At 60.7% G+C, this 17,721-nt stretch carries 13 protein-coding genes and 5 pseudogenes; 14 read left to right on the top strand and 4 right to left on the bottom strand.

Features of this window, described 5'->3' with window-relative positions:
* The 12 genes and pseudogenes from QZY44_RS03470 to QZY44_RS03415 all read left to right on the top strand — a co-directional run.
* On the top strand, positions 1 to 922 hold a 922-nt coding region (locus tag QZY44_RS03470; RefSeq protein WP_295442289.1), incomplete at its 5' end, for a SulP family inorganic anion transporter.
* 170 nt (positions 923 to 1,092) lie between these two features.
* Entirely contained in the window at positions 1,093 to 2,109 is a 1,017-nt protein-coding gene (locus QZY44_RS03465) for a hypothetical protein (protein ID WP_295442286.1), read from the top strand.
* Positions 2,106 to 3,416 carry a hypothetical protein gene (locus tag QZY44_RS03460; protein WP_295393062.1) on the top strand — a complete coding sequence of 437 codons (1,311 nt, stop codon included), beginning with the start codon at positions 2,106 to 2,108 and terminating at the stop codon, positions 3,414 to 3,416. The genes QZY44_RS03465 and QZY44_RS03460 overlap by 4 nt, the downstream gene beginning before the upstream one ends.
* A 201-nt stretch (positions 3,417 to 3,617) precedes the next feature.
* Positions 3,618 to 3,794, top strand: a pseudogene (locus QZY44_RS03455) (HU family DNA-binding protein); the annotation flags it as partial.
* A 116-nt stretch (positions 3,795 to 3,910) separates the two neighbouring features.
* Entirely contained in the window at positions 3,911 to 4,180 is a 270-nt protein-coding gene (locus QZY44_RS03450; RefSeq protein WP_295442283.1) for a metal-sensing transcriptional repressor, read from the top strand.
* An 85-nt stretch (positions 4,181 to 4,265) separates the two neighbouring features.
* A complete protein-coding gene (locus tag QZY44_RS03445) occupies positions 4,266 to 5,204 on the top strand; it encodes a cation diffusion facilitator family transporter (protein ID WP_295442280.1) in 939 nt (312 codons plus the stop codon).
* Positions 5,205 to 5,252: 48 nt separating this feature from the next.
* Positions 5,253 to 6,530, top strand: a complete 1,278-nt coding sequence (locus QZY44_RS03440; protein WP_295442278.1) for a divalent metal cation transporter — start codon at positions 5,253 to 5,255, stop codon at positions 6,528 to 6,530.
* Positions 6,531 to 6,540: 10 nt separating this feature from the next.
* Positions 6,541 to 6,696 carry a hypothetical protein gene (locus tag QZY44_RS03435; protein WP_295442275.1) on the top strand — a complete coding sequence of 52 codons (156 nt, stop codon included), beginning with the start codon at positions 6,541 to 6,543 and terminating at the stop codon, positions 6,694 to 6,696.
* A gap of 10 nt (positions 6,697 to 6,706) precedes the next feature.
* The gene (locus QZY44_RS03430; RefSeq protein WP_295442272.1) at positions 6,707 to 7,996 is read left to right on the top strand and encodes a CBS domain-containing protein; all 1,290 of its coding nucleotides are present in this window, start codon (positions 6,707 to 6,709) and stop codon (positions 7,994 to 7,996) included.
* Complete coding sequence (locus QZY44_RS03425; protein ID WP_295442269.1) at positions 7,993 to 8,715, top strand: MgtC/SapB family protein; 723 nt, start codon at positions 7,993 to 7,995, stop codon at positions 8,713 to 8,715. Before QZY44_RS03430 ends, QZY44_RS03425 begins: the two co-directional genes overlap by 4 nt.
* Before the next feature lie 20 nt (positions 8,716 to 8,735).
* Positions 8,736 to 9,656 (top strand): cation diffusion facilitator family transporter, encoded by a 921-nt coding sequence (locus QZY44_RS03420; RefSeq protein ID WP_295442266.1) that lies wholly within the window; start codon positions 8,736 to 8,738, stop codon positions 9,654 to 9,656.
* Between the two features lie 333 nt (positions 9,657 to 9,989).
* Entirely contained in the window at positions 9,990 to 11,816 is a 1,827-nt protein-coding gene (locus tag QZY44_RS03415; RefSeq protein WP_295442263.1) for a KUP/HAK/KT family potassium transporter, read from the top strand.
* Positions 11,817 to 11,825: 9 nt separating this feature from the next.
* On the opposite strand, the pseudogene QZY44_RS03410 reads toward QZY44_RS03415, so the two are convergent.
* Together QZY44_RS03410 and QZY44_RS03405 are read right to left on the bottom strand one after the other, a co-directional pair.
* Positions 11,826 to 12,077, bottom strand: a pseudogene (locus QZY44_RS03410) (hypothetical protein); the annotation flags it as partial.
* A 260-nt stretch (positions 12,078 to 12,337) separates the two neighbouring features.
* On the bottom strand, positions 12,338 to 12,988 hold the full coding sequence (locus QZY44_RS03405; RefSeq protein WP_295442260.1) for a chemotaxis protein CheB: 651 nt from the start codon (positions 12,986 to 12,988) through the stop codon (positions 12,338 to 12,340).
* A gap of 823 nt (positions 12,989 to 13,811) precedes the next feature.
* Here QZY44_RS03405 and QZY44_RS03400 point away from each other — a divergent pair.
* Complete coding sequence (locus QZY44_RS03400) at positions 13,812 to 14,561, top strand: hypothetical protein (RefSeq protein WP_295442257.1); 750 nt, start codon at positions 13,812 to 13,814, stop codon at positions 14,559 to 14,561.
* Between the two features lie 13 nt (positions 14,562 to 14,574).
* Positions 14,575 to 14,688 (top strand): annotated as a pseudogene (locus tag QZY44_RS03395) (Uma2 family endonuclease); the annotation flags it as partial.
* A gap of 1,148 nt (positions 14,689 to 15,836) precedes the next feature.
* Here the strand turns inward: QZY44_RS03395 and istB are convergent.
* Together istB and istA are read right to left on the bottom strand one after the other, a co-directional pair.
* Positions 15,837 to 16,559, bottom strand: a pseudogene (gene istB, locus QZY44_RS03390) (IS21-like element helper ATPase IstB); the annotation flags it as partial.
* Between the two features lie 11 nt (positions 16,560 to 16,570).
* A pseudogene (istA, locus tag QZY44_RS03385) lies at positions 16,571 to 17,721 on the bottom strand (IS21 family transposase); the annotation flags it as partial.

The raw sequence follows: 17,721 nt of genomic DNA, 5'->3' as shown, positions 1-17,721 counted from the left end.
GGTGTCGTTCGCCGACACCAGCGTGCTCTCGCGTACCTATGCCGCACGCACCGGAACGACCGTCGACCCCAATCAGGAAATGGTGGGGCTCGGCGTCGCCAACCTGGCCGCCGGGTTCTTTCAAGGCTTTCCGATCAGCAGCAGTGCGTCGCGCACCCCGGTGGCCGAGGCCGCGGGCGCCAGGACCCAACTGGCCGGGGTGGTTGGCGCACTCGCCGTGGCCCTGCTCCTGATCGTCGTCCCTGACCTACTGCGCAATCTGCCGAGCAGCGCGCTCGCTGCCGTCGTGATCGCCTCGGCCATCGGCCTGATCGAGATCGCCGACCTGCGTCGTATCTACCGCATCCAGCGTTGGGAATTCTGGCTCAGTATCGGCTGCCTCGCCGGGGTGGTCATCCTGGGTGCGATTCCAGGCATCGGCCTGGCGATCGTCGTCGCCGTCATCGAGTTTCTGTGGGATGGCTGGCGCCCCTACTCCGCGGTCCTGGGCCGCGCCGACGGCCTCAAGGGCTACCACGACATCACGCGCCATCCCGACGCGCGCCTCATCCCCGGCCTGGTCCTGTTTCGCTGGGATGCGCCCTTGTTCTTCGCCAACGCCGAGTGGTTCCATGAACGGGTGCTGGATGCGGTGGCGAACTCACCCACGCCGGTGCGCTGGCTGGTCGTTGCAGCGGAACCGGTCACCAGCGTGGACGTCACCGCCGCCGACATGCTGACCGAATTGGACGAGACTTTGCATGCGGCGGGCATCACGCTGTGCTTTGCCGAGATGAAGGGCCCCGTTAAGGATAAGCTGAAGCGATTCGGGGTGTTCGCGCGGCTTGGCGAAGCGGCCTTCTTTCCGACCGTTGGTGCAGCCGTCAGCCGCTATCTCAGCACCTACCCGGTGGAATGGTTAGACTGGGAGGATCAGGGGTAGGCCCACAGTGACATTGGTGGCGAATCTCCGGACCGCTCATGCGGCTCGGTCGCGTGTGGCGACCCGGGGCCGGTCCCTTGTACATCAAGGCCGCGGCCCTGCCGGCGCCCTGACCGGGCGATTCACCCGGCTCTTGCCGACGATCTTTTCCAGATGGAGGTACCCTGACCTTGTCCCAAACCCCCGTTCCCGGCCACAAGTTCCGGGCTCTGCATCGGCTGCTGCTTATGATCGCGCTGGCGGTTCCAGTCGGCCCATCGTTCGCGCAGGACTGGCAACCGACTGGGGCGCCGTTTTATCGCGGTCTGGAATCGATTGCCGCCGTTGCCAACGGCCCCACACAGCCATCGCAAATCCATTTGGCGGAACCGGCTCTACTGGAACGGCTTTCAACCTATCATTGGAACCATGGCAAGGGTCGGACGCCGGGCGTGATCGGGCTGCGGAATACGACCGGGGCATTGCTTGGCAGTTGGAGCGCCAGCGGCAGCGATGGGCAGGGCGGGGTGGCGAATGCCTACTGGAACGCCCAACCGGGGATCGTGCTGCAACCCGGAACTTACGACGTAGTGGACTCCGACCCCGCCAGTTGGGCGACCAACGCCGAACTGGGTTTTCGCGGAATGTTCAGCGCCAGTTTCCGCCGGGTCGTGGCCATTACCCCGCTATCACCTGTTGCTTCCTCATCGGCAACCCAACAGGTGTCGGTCGGGCCGCTAAGCATTCTGGTTCCCGCCGACTGGCAGCGGCGCGACGGGCCTGCCGAGGACAACCCGCATTATGACGCGCCCGCGCCCAGCCCCGGCCTTGGACCGTCGATTGCAATCTACATCGGTGATCCGCAGCCCATCGAGGCAACCCCGCCGGTCCAAAGGGTCACGATCGCCGGTCGGCAGGTCCTTTTACAAAGCTGGGCCGGGGAGGATGATGACGTGCAGGGTTTGACCGTCATTCTGCCCGACGTTCTGTCGGGCAAGACGGCGTTGGTGATGGGATGGGGCCCACGCGGCTCTTGGGCGAAGGACCGGGTCCGGATATGGGCGATCTTCAATTCGATCACACTTGCACAACCATCAGGCGTCTCGCCCGCCGCCGCGCCGAATGATGGCCAGCGATCGGGCCTGCAAAATGCCGACGGCTTCGATCCGGCAAAATACCTCGAACAACTGGGAGCCCGCCTCCAATGAACACCAACAGGATCACGCCCCGCGCCGGGCGAGGGGTTGTTGCAGGTGCCGCCCTTATCGCATCGGTCTTGCTCGCACTTGCGGACGTTGCCGCAGCCGACCCCGCAACCCCGGAACAGGTGCAGGAACGGCAGCGGAAAATGGTGGCGCAGGAGCTGTCAAAGCTAAATGCGGACATGCTCACGCTGCTGTTCAATCACATCGGGATAACTCCGAGTGTCGATTTCAACAACTGCATGTGTCCTGGCGGGTTCCACGCCTATGCCGGAGCGGATGCAGGCGGCCCGTGCCGGCGTATCGGGCCATTGGGGGGCACCAGTTGGACAGGCTATGATATGAACACACTGCTGGGCTGTGCAGCCAGTGTGCCGCTTGCCGACGGCAGCAACCTTCTGGACAAGGTCGCGCAGGCGGCAAAGCCCTCCCGGGCCTCGACCACGCCGACGGCCGACACCACCGGGGCAAAGCTGCGCAAGCAGGTCATCACGCTGGAGAAAGCCTGCCTGCCGGTGGGTGATCGCATCTATGCCATTCTGGACGAATACGACAAGCAATATGCCGGCTACGAACGCGCCGTCAAAGCCTTTGGGCATCCCACCTGGACCAGTGGCACGCCGCCGGCCCGGCCGGCCAGCGAGCCGCTGGTGGACGAGATTTATGCCGCCCTGCAGGCAGCGCCCGATCCTTGCGAACAGGCGGCCGAGGTCAACCTGATCGCCGAGCGCAGCAGCGTGCGCAGCACCACCGGCATGGCGGTGGATATTGCCGCGGTCTGGGTGGTTCCCGGCGCCGACGACGTTCTGGTCATGATCGCCAGGCACCCAGTCCTTGATCTGCTGTCCAACGCCAAGAACTTGGTCAAGTCGATGGACATCTGGCGCGACCAGCAAAAGGTCGAGGTCTACAGCGGCGCCATGCAGGAGGCGCGCAAGGTAATCCGTAGCAACCGCCCGATCACGCAGGGCGGCTATGACAGCATCACCGGCAGCTATGATGACGAATCGCAACTGCTGCGCGAAAAGGTGGCGCAGGCGCAGGTCGCGCTCGATGCAGGATTGAGCGAGATTGACAAGATGGCGCGTGACAACCGCCCGGTTTCCGGTGCCCCCGGCGCACAGCACATTCAGTTCGAGAACTCGATCAGGATGGAGGAAAACCACGCCTTCGGGGTCTATGACGAAGTCGTCCGCGACGTCTCCCTGCGGCTGAACCAGATCGCCTTTACCAAGGCAGCGCTGGAAAAGCACTTGGCACCCAGAATAGGTCTGTCCTGCGAACAATTCATTGCAAGTAACTGCCATGAATGACGCACGACCTGCGCCGTTTTGTTCCGACCCTTTGAGCTTAACCTGCCAATGAGACTTTCTTCCAGTTTGGATGAGCGCAACAGCGACAGGTCCGCGACCGTAGCAAGGATCTCGACGCCCGGCTGCGGTGAAGCGCTGCAGGCCCGACACCCAGTGCCGGGAGGTCGGTCGACCGGGTTCGTGCCGGACCAGGCCAATGACGTGCGCCTACGTTCGTTCGGGAATTTCGAACTACGCGAGAAGAAGGAGCGCCCCGGGCGCAATCCGAAGACCGGCGACGAGATCCCGATCACCGCCCGCCGTGTCGCGTGCTGTATCGTGGCTGATAAGGTTCTTTATGTGAAGTCGTCGGGGCAAGATCCGAGCGGCGCAACATAACGCCGGCCGCTTCCCGCGCCAGGGGGCCTGCTCCCCGCTAGCAACGGCCCCCACCCCCTCCCGGCGTCAGTCGTAACTGTTGCCATATCCTGTCCACCAGGATAGGATGCCGCACCATGATAAAGCACACCTGTCCCCCAGACATTGTTAAGCGGCTCAAGAGAGCCGAAGGCCACCTCAAAAGCATTATCGTCATGCTGGAGGAAGGGCGCGGCTGTTCAGAAATCGCCCAGCAGCTTCAAGCGGTAGAAAGCGCCATCGGCAGTGCCAAAAAGACGTTGGTTCATTACCATATCGATCATTGTCTTGAAGAGGCGGTACGCGAAGGCGTTCAAAATGCAGGCGACACCATCCGCGAGTTCAAAGCGATCACAAAATACCTATAGCGGATAACGCGGAACAGTACCAAAGCCTAGGTAAGATTGAAACCCAAAGATTATTCGTGATATCCCACCCCACCCGAAATTGCCGATGACACATCACCACGGACATCACTGTACCCATCATCACCATGACGGGCCGAATACGTATGGCTACGCATTCGTCACCGCCATTGCCCTAAACACTGCCTTTGTCGTGATCGAGTTCACCTATGGTCTAATTGGCAACTCGACAGCGCTGATCGCAGATGCCGGACACAATTTGTCTGATGTATTGGGTCTGCTGATGGCCTGGGCCGCCGTTATTCTTGCCCGGAAAGCACCAAGCGAACGCTACACCTACGGCTTGCGCAGCACCTCCATTCTTGCGGCATTAGCCAACGCGATGTTCTTACTGCTGGCGTGCGGAGCGATTGCTTGGGAGGCCGCTCACCGTTTCTCGCAACCGCCGGCCGTGGCCGGACTGACGGTGATATTGGTGGCTACGGTCGGCATTGCAATCAACGGTTCTTCAGCCTGGCTTTTTGTGAAAGGCAGCAAAGCGGATTTGAATATCCGCGGGGCCTATTTTCACCTGGCCGCTGACGCCGCGGTGTCGCTCGGTGTGGTGCTCGCCGGTGTTATCATCATCTTCACTGGTTGGTACTGGCTCGACCCGATGACCAGTCTTATCATCGTGGCGGTGGTCGTCATCGGCACTTGGGGACTGTTACGCGAATCTGTACAACTGGTGTTGAATGCGATCCCCGCAAACATTGATGTACCAGCAATAGACGCCTACCTGCGCCAGTGTCCCGGCGTCATCGATATTCACGATCTCCACATTTGGGGCATGAGCACCACCGAGAGCGCGTTGACTGTTCATCTGGTGATGCCTGCAGGCTATCCCGGCGATGACGTTATGGATGACATCATGCAGACTCTCAAAGAGCGTTTCCGTATTAACCACAGCACGTTACAGTTCGAGCAAGGGACGACACCGCATGCCTGTACGCTGCACCCAAGAACAGCAACCACGCACGCTCATTGACGGGGAACCGATGAGCCTTTCTTTCTTATAGCATCTGGTACCTAGAATATGAATTTTCTCGATCGGGCTTTTTATAGATTAAAACGCGGTATCAAAGCGATTCGACTCTATCTGGTGTTGGCGGGACCCGGCATCATCGTCATGGTGGCTGACAATGACGCCGGCGGCATTACCACCTATGCCGCCACCGGTGCCCAGTATGGCTATCACTTGATCTGGTTCCTGCTCTTTCTGTTGCCGGTCGCCTATTATGTCCAGGAGATGACTGTGCGTTTGGGGGCGGTGACCAAACACGGCCACGCCGAGGCCATATTCGTCGCCTTTGGCAGCTTCTGGGGTTGGTTCTCCTTGTTCGATCTACTGTTGGTCAACTGGCTGACCCTCGTTACGGAATTCATCGGCATGACCGCCGCATTGAGTATTTTCGGGATACCGCCGTTGCTGACCGTCATCCTGGTCGTCCTGATCATGGGGTTAATGGTGCTGCAGGGCCGTTATTGGACCTGGGAAAAGATCGCCCTCGCATTTTGCGCGGTCAATCTGATCTACATTCCGCTGGCTTTCATCGTGCATCCGGATGTACATCAAATCATTTCTACCGGCCTGGTTCCGAACATCCCCGGCGGCTTAAACAATACCTTTTTCTTCTTCATTATGGCGAATATCGGGACTACCATTGCCCCTTGGATGATTTTTTTCCAGCAAAGCTCGGTCGTCGACAAGGGTCTGCAGGAAAAAGATATCAAGATGGGTAAACTCGACACCTTAATGGGAAGCATCTTAACTGTCTTGGTGGCTATTTTCATCGTCATTGTCACCGGCACGACGCTCTATGGTCAGCCGATTGACAGCGCGGCACAGGCGGCGCAAGACCTCGGCGGTGCCAAATCGCTGGTCGGTACGCTGCTCGCCATCGGACTCTTTGATGCCGGTCTACTCGGTGCCATCTGTATCTCGCTGGCAAGCTCTTGGGCCTTCGGCGAAGTCTTTGGCTGGGCACACTCGTTGAACCGCAAGATCAAGGAAGCACCATGGTTCTATGCGGCCTATTTTTTGCTGTTGACCAGCGCGGGACTGGTGGTCTTGATTCCGAAGGCACCATTGATCTTGATCACCCTATTTGTGCAGGTGATCGCCGTCACGCTCTTGCCGGCGGCGTTGGTATTCCTGATTCTGCTGCTTAACGACAAAAATACGATGGGTGAGAAATATTGCAACACCAGGCTGCAAAATTTCGTTACCGTGTCGATCGTGCTGTCCATCATTGCGCTATCCACCCTTTATGCGGTAAGCGCCATTTTCCCAGACCTCTTTGGCGCGCAATAAGGGCGGAATCATGAAAACCAGCAAGTTTGCCGAAATCAATCGGCGCTACAAAACGCCGCAGATTCAGATGTCGCCCGCCGTGAAGCTCGCACTATTGGCCTTGCGGCTGTATTTGCTGCTGCTGATCGTCCTGCTGGTCGTGAAATTTATTTCGCTGCTAAAGTAGAAAGATGACCATGAACACGATTGCAACAGCAGCGAGCGCGACCACGCCCAGCCGCTCTTTCTTACTCAGTGAGACGCTCAAGCGGCGGGTACTTCGAGAGGGCAAGAAGATCGGCCGTCTGAAAGATTTCATCATTGAGGAAGCGGGGGCTATCCCGCGTGTCACCGAGATTATTGTGGCGCGCCCGTTCGGCTTGCCGACGCTGGTGATACCGATTGCGTCAGTAACCTGCATCGATGCGAAGGGGATCAGCATCGCCATCGAAGATGTCACTGACTATCAAGTCGCGGTCCCTGAGACAGCCTTGCTCCTTGGCGATTTCGTGCTGGACAAAAAGGTCATTGACCTGGAGGGCCGCGAGATTTCGGTCGTCTTCGATGTCAAATTGCTGAGAATGGAGACCACGCGGCAGGTCTATGTGACCGATGTGGAGTTTGGTCGCAAGGGTCTCTATCGTCGACTGGGGCTCAAATGGTTGGCCAACAGCATCGGCGACGATGACATGGTGTCTTGGTCCTATGTCCAACCCTTACCGGACAGTATCGGTAGTTTTAAAGGGGATGTGCAATTACGGACGCTCAAAGAACAGATCGGCGATATGCCCCCAGTGGACCTGGCGGATATCATTGAGGAACTGGACAGCGCTCACCGCACGGCGATCTTCCGCCAACTGGACGAGGAATCCGCATCCGATACGCTGGCGGAGATCGAACCGAGCGTGCAGCGCCAGTTGATCGCCGATCTGGATCGTCCGACCGTCGCGCGGCTGCTCGACAAGATGACTCCGCCCCAGGCGGCCGACATTCTTGCCGTGATTCCGTATGACCAAAAGCAACCGATCTTGAAGTTGCTTGACCCGGGCCTGACTGAAAAGATCCTGGCCATCATGGATAAACAAGAGGAATCCATTATCAATTACACGTCCGACCGCTTTATTCGATTGAGGCAGGACGAGACGATCGGCTTCGTTAAGCATAATTATGCCACCGTCGCCAACGCCATGGATGTCACAATGTACATCTATGTCATCGGCCTTGACGAAACATCCGGTAATGACAAGGCGTTGCTGGGCGTACTCGATATCAAGGAAATACTCATGGAAGATGAGGCGGCGACCTTAGGGATGGTCATGAGCGAAAGCGTGGTGAGCCTGGCGCCGCAAGATACCCTGCGGGATGCACAAGAGGCATTTCTGCGTTATGGCTTCCGTGCTTTGCCGGTGATTACCGAGGACAAGACACCACTCGGTGTCATTCTGTATAAGGATGTCATGGGGCTGAAGCACCGCTTCGTATCATGACTCTACATACCATTGAGAACATTAACCTAGTATCCCTGGCCGATTCGGTACTGAGCCTGGTCACGGCCTTCGTGCTCGGCGGCCTGATCGGCTTTGAGCGTCAATACCGGCAACGCACGGCCGGTTTGCGCACGAATGTTCTGGTGGCCGTGGGTGCTGCGATCTTCGTCGACATGGCCAATCGCCTGAATGGTCATGAAGGGGCCGTTCATGTCATCGCCTATGTGGTTTCAGGCATCGGTTTTCTCGGCGCCGGTGTCATCATGCGTGAAGAAGGAAATGTCCGCGGTCTGAACACGGCGGCGACGCTTTGGGGTTCGGCGGCGGTAGGGGCCTGCGCGGGTTCTGACCTGCTGTTGGAAGCGGTGTTGGGTGCCGCTTTCGTACTTGCCGCCAATACCCTGCTACGCCCCTTGGCGAACCGGATTAACCGGCAGCCGATCGATACGCTGGGGGTCGAAGTGACCAACACGGTGCATGTCATTGCCCAACGCTCCCAGCAAAAGGAAGCCTTGCGCCTCCTTGAATCGACCCTGGAGGCAGCCGACTATGGCACTCGCGACCTGGTCATCCATGCCTTTGGCGATGATGCGGTAGAGATTGAGGCAGTATTGCTGGCGACCGCCGTTGATGGCGAGCATTTGGATCAACTGATCCGGCAATTGGCCGACCAGGCGTTTATCTCCCAGGCATTCTGGAGTCCGAGTACCACTGACTAGCACGCAGTACAGGAACAAACATGATGACCAATCTGCAAAATAGTTCTGAAGAGAACAGCGACGCCGATTCGACAGAACGCCAGTCGGCGGCCAAGCGCTGCACGTGGATCAGCGTTGCCGTCAATATCGGATTGACGATGGTTCAGGTGATCGCCGGGATCTGGTCGGGATCACAAGGGCTGATTGCGGATGGCATTCACTCGCTCTCCGATCTGCTCGCCGACTTTGTCGTGCTCTTCGCCGTGCATCATAGCCAAAAGGCCCCGGATGATGACCACCATTACGGCCACCAACGGTACGAAAACGCCGCCTCCCTGGTTTTAGGCGGGCTGCTGGTCGCGATCGGGGTCGGCATGATCTGGGCCGCCGCGCATAAACTGCAAACGGCGGCGGACATTCCGACGGTCCATGCGATTGCCCTCTGGGTCGCTCTCGGGGCCTTGGCAGCGAAGGAGCTGTTGTTCCGTTACATGCTGGCGGTGGCCGAAAAGGTCCGCTCCAGCATGTTGGTGGCGAATGCCTGGCACGCCCGCTCCGATGCGGCATCCTCGCTGGTCGTGGCGATTGGCATTGGCGGCAATCTGCTCGGTTATCCCTGGCTCGATCCGGTTGCGGCCTTGATTGTTGGTTTTATGGTGGCCCGCATGGGTTGGAGTTTTACCTGGGCGGCCCTTCATGATCTGACCGATCGCGCCGCCACCGCTGAGCAACTTACAGCGATTGCGGCAGAGGTCCTGGCGACGCCGGGCGTGCTGGGAATGCATGCGCTCAAGACCCGCAGGAGCGGGGACATGATTATCGCCGATGTCCACCTTGAGATTGACGGAAGTTTGACCGTGGCTGAAGGACACGACATCGCGCAGCAGGCCAGGACTAATGTGCTGGCCAGACACCCTGTGCTGTACCTCATGACTCATGTCGATCCGGTTATGCTTAAGTAAGAACAGGGGCATTGATTGTAATTGCCTTATTTCACTTGCTGACTAAGTGGCGGCTTCGACGGTATGCTTCGGTGTTGAGCCTTGTTGAGTCATTTTATAAGCGAAAGAGGGGAGTGACTTAGTGGCCGTAACGGGCCCCGTCCTCCTAGAGTTTCGGTACCGTTGCACATCAGCCCCCCGAGAAAGCTCCGGAGAAAAACTCGCTGATAGGGGCTTTCTGGTTCACGATAAGCAGCTTGACGACGCGCGGCGGGACCCTGATGGGGGTACGGTAACCTGCGCCATATTGCAGGTTTCTGCGCCACAACCCACGCTTCTAGGACGGTCTTATCCGTGAGCACATCAACCGCCAACCCATCGGCCACGCGCGGACGCTTGGGCCTACTGTCGCTGGCCGCCCTAGGCGTCGTCTTTGGCGACATCGGCACCAGTCCCCTGTATGCTATACAGGCTGTATTCGCTAATGACAGACATCCCGTCCCAGTGGAACCGGGAAACGTTTTAGGCATACTATCCCTGGTTTTTTGGTCGCTGGCGATCATTGTCTGGCTGAAGTATGTAATGCTGATCCTGCGTGCGGACAACCGGGGCGAGGGCGGCATCATGGCCCTCATCGCACTGGTGCGTCGGCGCGTTGGTAATCGGCCCGCGGGTAAACGCATGATTGTGCTTGGGCTGTTCGGCGCAGCCCTGTTCTACGGCGACGGGGTCATCACACCCGCGATCTCGGTGTTGTCAGCGGTGGAGGGTTTGAAAATCCTCACGCCGAAACTAAATGACTGGGTCCTCCCAACGACCCTGGGGATTCTGTTCACGCTGTTCGCCGTCCAGCGACACGGCACCGCGCGGGTGGGGACATGGTTCGGGCCGATTATGGTGGTCTGGTTCTTCACCATCGGCTTACTTGGGATTCGCGGCATCGCGGGCGAGCCCGGCGTGCTCGCAGCCCTGTCGCCGACGTATGCTCTGGCCTTTCTAGCGGCCCATCCACGGCTCGCGTTTTTCTCCCTGGGGTCGGTGGTGTTAGCGGTCACGGGGACGGAGGCTCTTTACGCGGACATGGGTCATTTTGGTTGCCAGCCGATACGCCTGGCTTGGGGCGTACTGGTGATGCCGGCCCTGGTCCTCAATTATTTTGGCCAAGGGGCACTGTTGCTCAGCCAACCGCTGGTCGTCGCCAATCCCTTCTTTCGGCTCGCCCCGGACTGGGCGTTAGCACCACTGGTGGTCTTGGCCACGATCGCCACGGTCATTGCCTCCCAGGCAGTCATCTCCGGGGCATTCTCGCTGACCCGCCAGGCGATTCAACTGGGCTATCTCCCGCGGATGGCAGTCCAACACACATCAAGCAAAGAGCGCGGTCAGATCTATGTTCCGGCAGTCAACTGGGCGCTCTTCATCGCCGTGACGGCGCTGGTACTGGGCTTTGGCAGCTCGGATGCCTTGGCCGCCGCCTATGGCATCGCGGTGACCGGGACCATGAGTATCACAACCATCCTGGTGTTTGTCGTCGCCCGCTGGCGTTGGCGCTGGGGTACCACTCGGACCTTCCTGGTGCTCGGGAGCTTTCTGGGCATCGACTTGGCATTCTTCGGGGCGAACCTGCCCAAGCTCAGCGATGGCGGCTGGTTTCCGCTGGCCTTTGCCGCCGTCGTCTTCCTTCTTATGAGCACTTGGAAACGCGGACGCGCCATGCTCATCGAGCATCTAGCCAAAGACTGTATGCCCTTGGCGACCTTCGCGCCCCTTATTGAGGCGGAGGCCATCCCCACTGTCTCAGGTACGGCTGTCTATTTGTCGGCCCGTCCCGGGCAAGTGCCGCATTCCATGTTGCATTGTCTCAAGCATTTCAAGTGTCTCCACGAACGGGTGGTCATTCTGCATGTGGCTGTCACCAGCGAGCCTCATGTCGCGTTGGACAAACGGGTTCACATCGAGCCTATTAGTGCCCGCTTCTATCAGGTGCGTATAAACTTCGGATTCATGGATAAACCAAGCGTCGCTGACGCCATCGCGGCCTGTCAACACCAGGGCGTTTCGTGCGATCCGGAGAGTACGACGTTTTTTGCTCGGACGCGAGACACTCCAGCCGAGCAAGGGTGCCCCGATGTCGATCTGGAGACAGAAATTGTTTGTCGGCTTGTTCCGCAATGCCAGTAGCCCGTCAGCCTATTTCGGGTTGCCACCCAACCGTGTCGTTGAGCTTGGTGCGCAGGTAAACCTGGGGTGAGCGATCGCTACGCGACGTGGTTGCTCAGAACCCGCGGTGCGTAAAGGCGACCGCAGTGGGTTGTCGGCGAAGTACTGCTTCCGCAACCGCGGGATGAGCCCGTGGACCTCGGGAGGGCAGTTGATGCGCTGGACGAACACATCGACCAAGCAGTCGTAGGGATCGATGTCGTGCAGGCGGCAAGTGACGATCTTCAGCCGGGGTTGCGATGCGCTCAGCGTGCTGCTGGGTCTTGGTCTTCTTGAAGGGGTCTCGGGTGCAACGGAACAGAAAACCTAGGTAAGAGGCCAAGACGAGTCCCTGGGAGCTCTCAGCACTGGCGCAAGCTCCCCCCGTGGGGCAAGGGCCAGGATGAGCCCCGGACGCTCCCAGGGGCCGGCACAGGCCCCCCCAGGGCCAGGACGAGGCCCCGGGGTACCTGCCCCCTGTCGGGGTAGACCCAACAGTCGCGTCAGGAGGGGCCATCTGGCGAAATCGATGACCAGAGTTGCGTTTCGAGCAGTAGTGCCGCGGGCACCGACGACGCGACAGGCGCGGGCTGCGCGGCGAGGCGGGCCAGGAGGGGAGCTAGGTCGGAGAGCTGCGCCGTGATGGCGTCCGGCACGGCCAGCAGCGCGCGCCTCGGCATCTCGGGGTAGGCCGCGTCGTCCGGCGCCTGCACCACGGCGCACCCGCCGCAGCGGTGCACAGCCAGCAAACCCGCCGCCCCGTCGTCGAGGCATCCGGTCAGAACCACGCCGATCACCCGGCTTCGGTGGCTCGCCGCGGCGGTGCGGAAGAGCGGGTCGACCGCCGGCCGGGCGCTGTTCTCTCGGGGACCGAAGACGACCCGCAGACCTTCGCCGGTGAGGAGGAGATGCCGCCCGGGAGGCGCCACGTAGATCCGTCCGCGCTGCGGCGCGATCCCGTCCTCCGCCGTGGTTGCGCGGAGCGGGCCGGCGCGGTCGAGGAAATCGGCGAGCTGGCCCGAGGATGTGTGCAGAACGACGAGCACGCTGGCCGGCAGATCCGCCGGGAAGCCCCTCGCCAGCGCGCGGAGCGCCTCGACCCCGCCCATGGAGGCTCCGATCACGACGATATCGCGCGTATGCAGGGCCGGCATCTTAGCCTCCGTGGCTAATCCAGGGGCGCAAAAAAACCAGAACTCCGACAGGAATTTTACGCCGGGTGTCAGCTTCCTGCCTAGCACATACGCGCCCCGGTAAGCCCGTGGACCGCCTCGTTTGGGTCTAGATCCTCGTCCGCTCGCGTCTCAAAGCGCCGGGGAAGACCCTAACGAGACGCTAAATCTGTCTCATCGGAGCGTTCCGCTGGGGTCTACCCCAGTGAGACGATAGGCCGGAAGTAACAGAAAATCCTAGCGTTCATCCCTTACCTAGGTTTTCTGTTCCGTTGCGCCCTAGACCCCGGCTCCCACGCTACCGGACCAACGCGCCAAATTCATGCAGGCTGCCGAAAGGACGCGGTCACGGTGACTCGCTGGTGATCTCCTGCTTCGCCGTCATCCGCCGGGGCAACTCCAAGTCTGCCAGGGCGTGTCGCGGCTTAGCAGGAAGCGTTGTGCGTTGCCCACGCTGCGGCTCCCCCACGATCGCTGCGCATAAGGCACCAGACGGCACAAGCTGTGCATAAACACATACTAAACCCGGGAACCATAGACCGATTTCATAGCCATGACGGCAATGAAGGGGTATGCTCGGGATACGTATGAATATTTATCAATTCGAGCACTGAGGGACGATCGACAGTGGCTATCGGTGATAGCGTCCGAAAAAGTTTCTTCCCTGATGGACCCCAAGCGCTGTCTCTCTCAAAAGCCTTGCTTGGTCTCCTGTTTCGTCGATGATAACGTCCCCCAAGATTCATCCTTCGTGCGGTTGAATGTCCTATAGCTATATCCCTAAATCAATCCACGAGGTAACTGCATGATGAAGATCAAGACATCGCATATTTTGAGCGGAATGTTCGTCTTTCCCCTGATTAGTCTCGCACAGGCGCAGTTACTGAATTTCAATGTTGGCGATGCTGTCGAGATCAAGATGGCCTCAACCTGGCGTGCCTGCACTATCGCCGCACCGCTGGTAGGCAACGGATACGACGTGCATTGCGGGCCGCTGGACTTGCGCGTCAAGGCGGACGCGGACCATCTGCGTGCACGGGCGGTGAGCGCGGATGAGCAGGGCGTGCAGGACGAAACGAAGACCGCGATGGAGAATCGGCCTCTAGGCGATGGTGTCGGAGCGCAGTTCGGCACCCGCGAGCCAGTCACATGCATGAGCCGGAACGGCCCCCTCACCGACGCCACGGCGCGGCAATACTTCATCTGTGACGCCGAAGGGGAGAGCGCCGGCATCATGTACCTGGTCACGGACGTGACGATTCACCTCTCGCGCCCGCGGGCCTTCAACTTCAACCTCGATTCCTCGAAGAATGGGATCGACACCTCACAGCAGGTCTACGATGTGCGTGGCAGCTACAACAAATACCTCTGCAACAAGCCGACCGCGATCGACAACGACTTCTCCCGAACCCACAACTGCTCACTCTATGACGAGCCTCACGCCGAAGGCAGCTGCTACAAGGATACTTTCGACGAATGGCACTGTCTGATGACGGACTTCCACCGGGCCGCTCCGCCGAAGGCGACGAACGTCATGCCGCCCTCGGGGAACTGAACGCGCCGCTTCACCGGAGAGGCACCGCTTCACCGTGGTGCCGGATTGGGTGTGTGAGGTGCTCTCAAAGTCTACGGCCGGTACCGATCGCGAGGTCAAGATGGCGATCTACGCACAATTCGGCGTCGCCTAGCAGCCGGTCGGACTTAAAGGCGTAACCGAGTGAAGTTAAAGAGTTTCAGCTTTTTGGGCGTAAACTTTTTATCTCATATAATCAAGCTCTTACGATTTAAGTCCGACAAACTGCTATGCCTGGTTGATCGACCCGCGGGTGCGGATGCTGGAAGCCTACGCCCTTGCAGCGGCCGTCTGGCGGGATATTGGGCGCTTTTCTGCGGCGCCCCCGAGATACAACGCAGATACGAACCTGGGACTGCCTGAGCGAACGCTAGCGCAACGGCATCGACTGACTGTCGTCGACGGCTGCGCTCGAATACCTGGGGCGCGGTTGGGATCTGATCGACCCCAACACGGGCCGGACGGTCAGTGCGGCACCGGCGACTGTGGTCGCACCAAGGGGTTGTAAGCCCAAACCCCAGGAAATTCCGCGAGGCGGATTTAGTCCGCGTTTTCCGTCGAAACTTTCCAGAATTTGCACGAAACACGGAAAGTCCCAAGAGGAAACGGCTGTCTGCTGCGGGTTCCACCGCCCCTGACGTGCAGTCCCGACCATCGAAAAATGGAAAGTTGATCGTCAGCGGAATTTCCTGGGGTTTGGGCTGACAACCCCGAGGTGTGCGGATTCCGCGCAAATTGGACAGCCGTTCCACCGCAAACTGGACACCTGTTCCGCCGCAAACTGGACGGCTGTTCCAGACCAAACTGGACAGTCGGAGCGAAGCGACGCGCGGGGGTGATGCTGTTTACGCTGTGAGGGGTTCCTCCGTCAATCTGGGGTTACGTGGTGATGGTGCTGCATGCGGTCGGTCGGTGGACTGATCGGCCCCGTCGCAACGCGGAAAAAGCTGATAATTGTTGCGCCGCAGGCGTTCTCAGCCAGCGCTGTGGCCCGTGCGGCGCAGTGTGGGCAAAGGGTGAATGAGTGGGGGCAAGCTGGGGGCAACGCCGGGCACCGGTCTGGCCGATGTACCGCGGCCCGGCGGCGTTGTCCCCGGCTTGTCCCCACGGTCGCTGGCGACATTCACGCTTTGTCCACACGGAGTCCGCCCACGCTGGCCCTCACGCCCGTTCGCCAACCCGCGGTGGCGCGCCCGCCGGGGCGTTCGCGGAGGCCATTGGGCGGGCGTCGATCTCGCCACTCACCGTGGCCGCGGGCGTGAGCTTGCGCAGGGATTCTCCGGCCAGGTGCAGGGGATGGGCGTGATGGACCAACCGGTCGAGGATGGCGTCGGCGAGCGTCGGATCGCCCAGGGCCTCATGCCAGTGCGCCACCGGTAACTGGCTGGTGATGACGGTGGCGCGGGTCTGGTAGCGCTCGTCCAAGAGCTCCAGCAGGTCACGGCGGCGGGCGTCGTCGAGCAGAGCCAGCCCCCAGTCGTCGAGCACCAGCACCTCGACCTTGGCCAGGGCCGCCATCAGTTTGATGAAGCGCCCGTCGGCGTGGGCGATGGTGAGTTCCTCCAACAGCCGTGGCAGGCGCTCGTAGCGCGCCGTATAGCCCTGCCGGCAGGCGGCATTGGCCAGGGCGCACGCCAAGTAGGTCTTGCCGACCCCGGTGGGGCCGGTGATCAGCACGGTCTGGTGGCCACGGATCCAGTCACCGGTGAGCAGGCGCCGAAACACGGCGCGGTCCAGACCGCGGGGGTGACGGTAGTCGATGTCCTCGGCCACCGCGGCTTGCTTGAGCCGGGCGCGACGCAGCCGACTGCTGGTCTGGCGCTGGTGGCGCTCGGTGACCTCGCGGTCGACCAAGAGGCCGAGGCGTTCCTCGAAGGTCAGAGCCTGGGTCTCCGGCAGGTGGGTCTGCTCGGTGAGCGCCTGGGCCATGCCGAGGAGGCGCAGTTGGACCAGCCGTTCGTGGGTCGGATGATTGAGCATGGTCGGTCCTGTCAATGGTAATAGGCGGACCCACGCACATTGGCGTGGTCGGCGGGCAGGCTGGCCGGGGCCGGGGTGGCGGCCGGCTGTTCGAGGCCGTGCTTGAGCAACGAGGCGATGCTGCGATAGGTCACGGCATTGATCTGGATGGCCCGCCGGCAGCCGGCCTCCAGGCGCGCGGGGTCATACACCTTGGCCAACCGCAGGATGCCCAGCGCCGTGCGGTAGCCCTGCTGGGGGTGAGTGCGGGCCTGAAGCACCTGTTCGATGGCGGCCTGGGTCTGTGGGCCGACCGTGGCGGCCCAGTCCAGAAAGCGCTGGGCATTCCAGCCGGCCACCTGCTGGTGGGCCGGCGCCAGATGGGCCGCCACGGTGGTGTGCCGACCCGGCAACGGGCTGCGCAGATGGCTGGCGATGCGCTCGCCTTTGGCGAAGACCTCCACGGTGCTGACGGTGAAACGCAGGTCCACCTGCGCCCGGGCGTACTGGTAGGGCACCGAGTAGTAGTGCCGCTGAAGCTCCACGTGATAGTCGATGCCGACCCGGGCCAGCTTCCACTCGGCAAACTCATGACGGGTCAGCGGGAGGGGCTTGAGCGCAGGGCGATCCACCGTCTCGAAGACGCTCTGGCGCGAGCCGGGGAGCTTCTTGAAGGGGCGCTGGTTGAGATCGGCCAACAGCGGGCGGATGGCACCATTGACGTCCGCCAGACTGAAGAACTGCTGATGGCGCAAACGGGCCAGGATCCAGCGCTGGGCCAGCAGCACCCCGGCCTCGACCTTGGCCTTGTCGCGCGGCTTGCGCACCCGCGCCGGCAGGATCGCCAGGCCGTAGTGGGTCGCCAACTCCTGGTAACTGGGATTGATGTCGGGCTCGTAGAACGAGGGGTGGGTGACCCCGCTTTTGAGGTTGTCCGGCACCAACAGTTCCGGCACGCCGCCCAAAAACTCCAGGCAGCGCACATGCGAGCCGATCCAGTCGCCCAGGCCCTGGGTCCGGGTGGCCTCCACGTACGTGTAGCTCGACGCCCCAAGTACGGCGACGAAGACCTGGGCCTGACTTCCTCCCCGGTGGCGGGGTCGATGACAGGCACCGTCTGGCCACTGTAGTCGACGAACAGGCGCTCCCCGGGCGCATGGCTCTGGCGCAGGGTCACCGGCAG

Source organism: uncultured Thiodictyon sp. (assembly GCA_903837595.1).
GTDB lineage: Bacteria > Pseudomonadota > Gammaproteobacteria > Chromatiales > Chromatiaceae > Thiodictyon.
The sequence above is the reverse complement of the archived record's forward strand: the minus strand, read 5'-3'. Positions and strand labels throughout refer to the sequence as shown.

Coding starts and splice junctions, on each gene's coding strand:
- QZY44_RS03450 (WP_295442283.1), top strand. CDS start 3,911: ATGATAAAGCACACCTGTCCCCCAGACATTGTTAAGCGGCTCAAGAGA.
- QZY44_RS03425 (WP_295442269.1), top strand. CDS start 7,993: ATGACTCTACATACCATTGAGAACATTAACCTAGTATCCCTGGCCGAT.
- QZY44_RS03445 (WP_295442280.1), top strand. CDS start 4,266: ATGACACATCACCACGGACATCACTGTACCCATCATCACCATGACGGG.
- QZY44_RS03420 (WP_295442266.1), top strand. CDS start 8,736: ATGATGACCAATCTGCAAAATAGTTCTGAAGAGAACAGCGACGCCGAT.
- QZY44_RS03400 (WP_295442257.1), top strand. CDS start 13,812: ATGATGAAGATCAAGACATCGCATATTTTGAGCGGAATGTTCGTCTTT.
- QZY44_RS03430 (WP_295442272.1), top strand. CDS start 6,707: ATGAACACGATTGCAACAGCAGCGAGCGCGACCACGCCCAGCCGCTCT.
- QZY44_RS03405 (WP_295442260.1), bottom strand. CDS start 12,988: ATGCCGGCCCTGCATACGCGCGATATCGTCGTGATCGGAGCCTCCATG.
- QZY44_RS03460 (WP_295393062.1), top strand. CDS start 2,106: ATGAACACCAACAGGATCACGCCCCGCGCCGGGCGAGGGGTTGTTGCA.
- QZY44_RS03435 (WP_295442275.1), top strand. CDS start 6,541: ATGAAAACCAGCAAGTTTGCCGAAATCAATCGGCGCTACAAAACGCCG.
- QZY44_RS03440 (WP_295442278.1), top strand. CDS start 5,253: ATGAATTTTCTCGATCGGGCTTTTTATAGATTAAAACGCGGTATCAAA.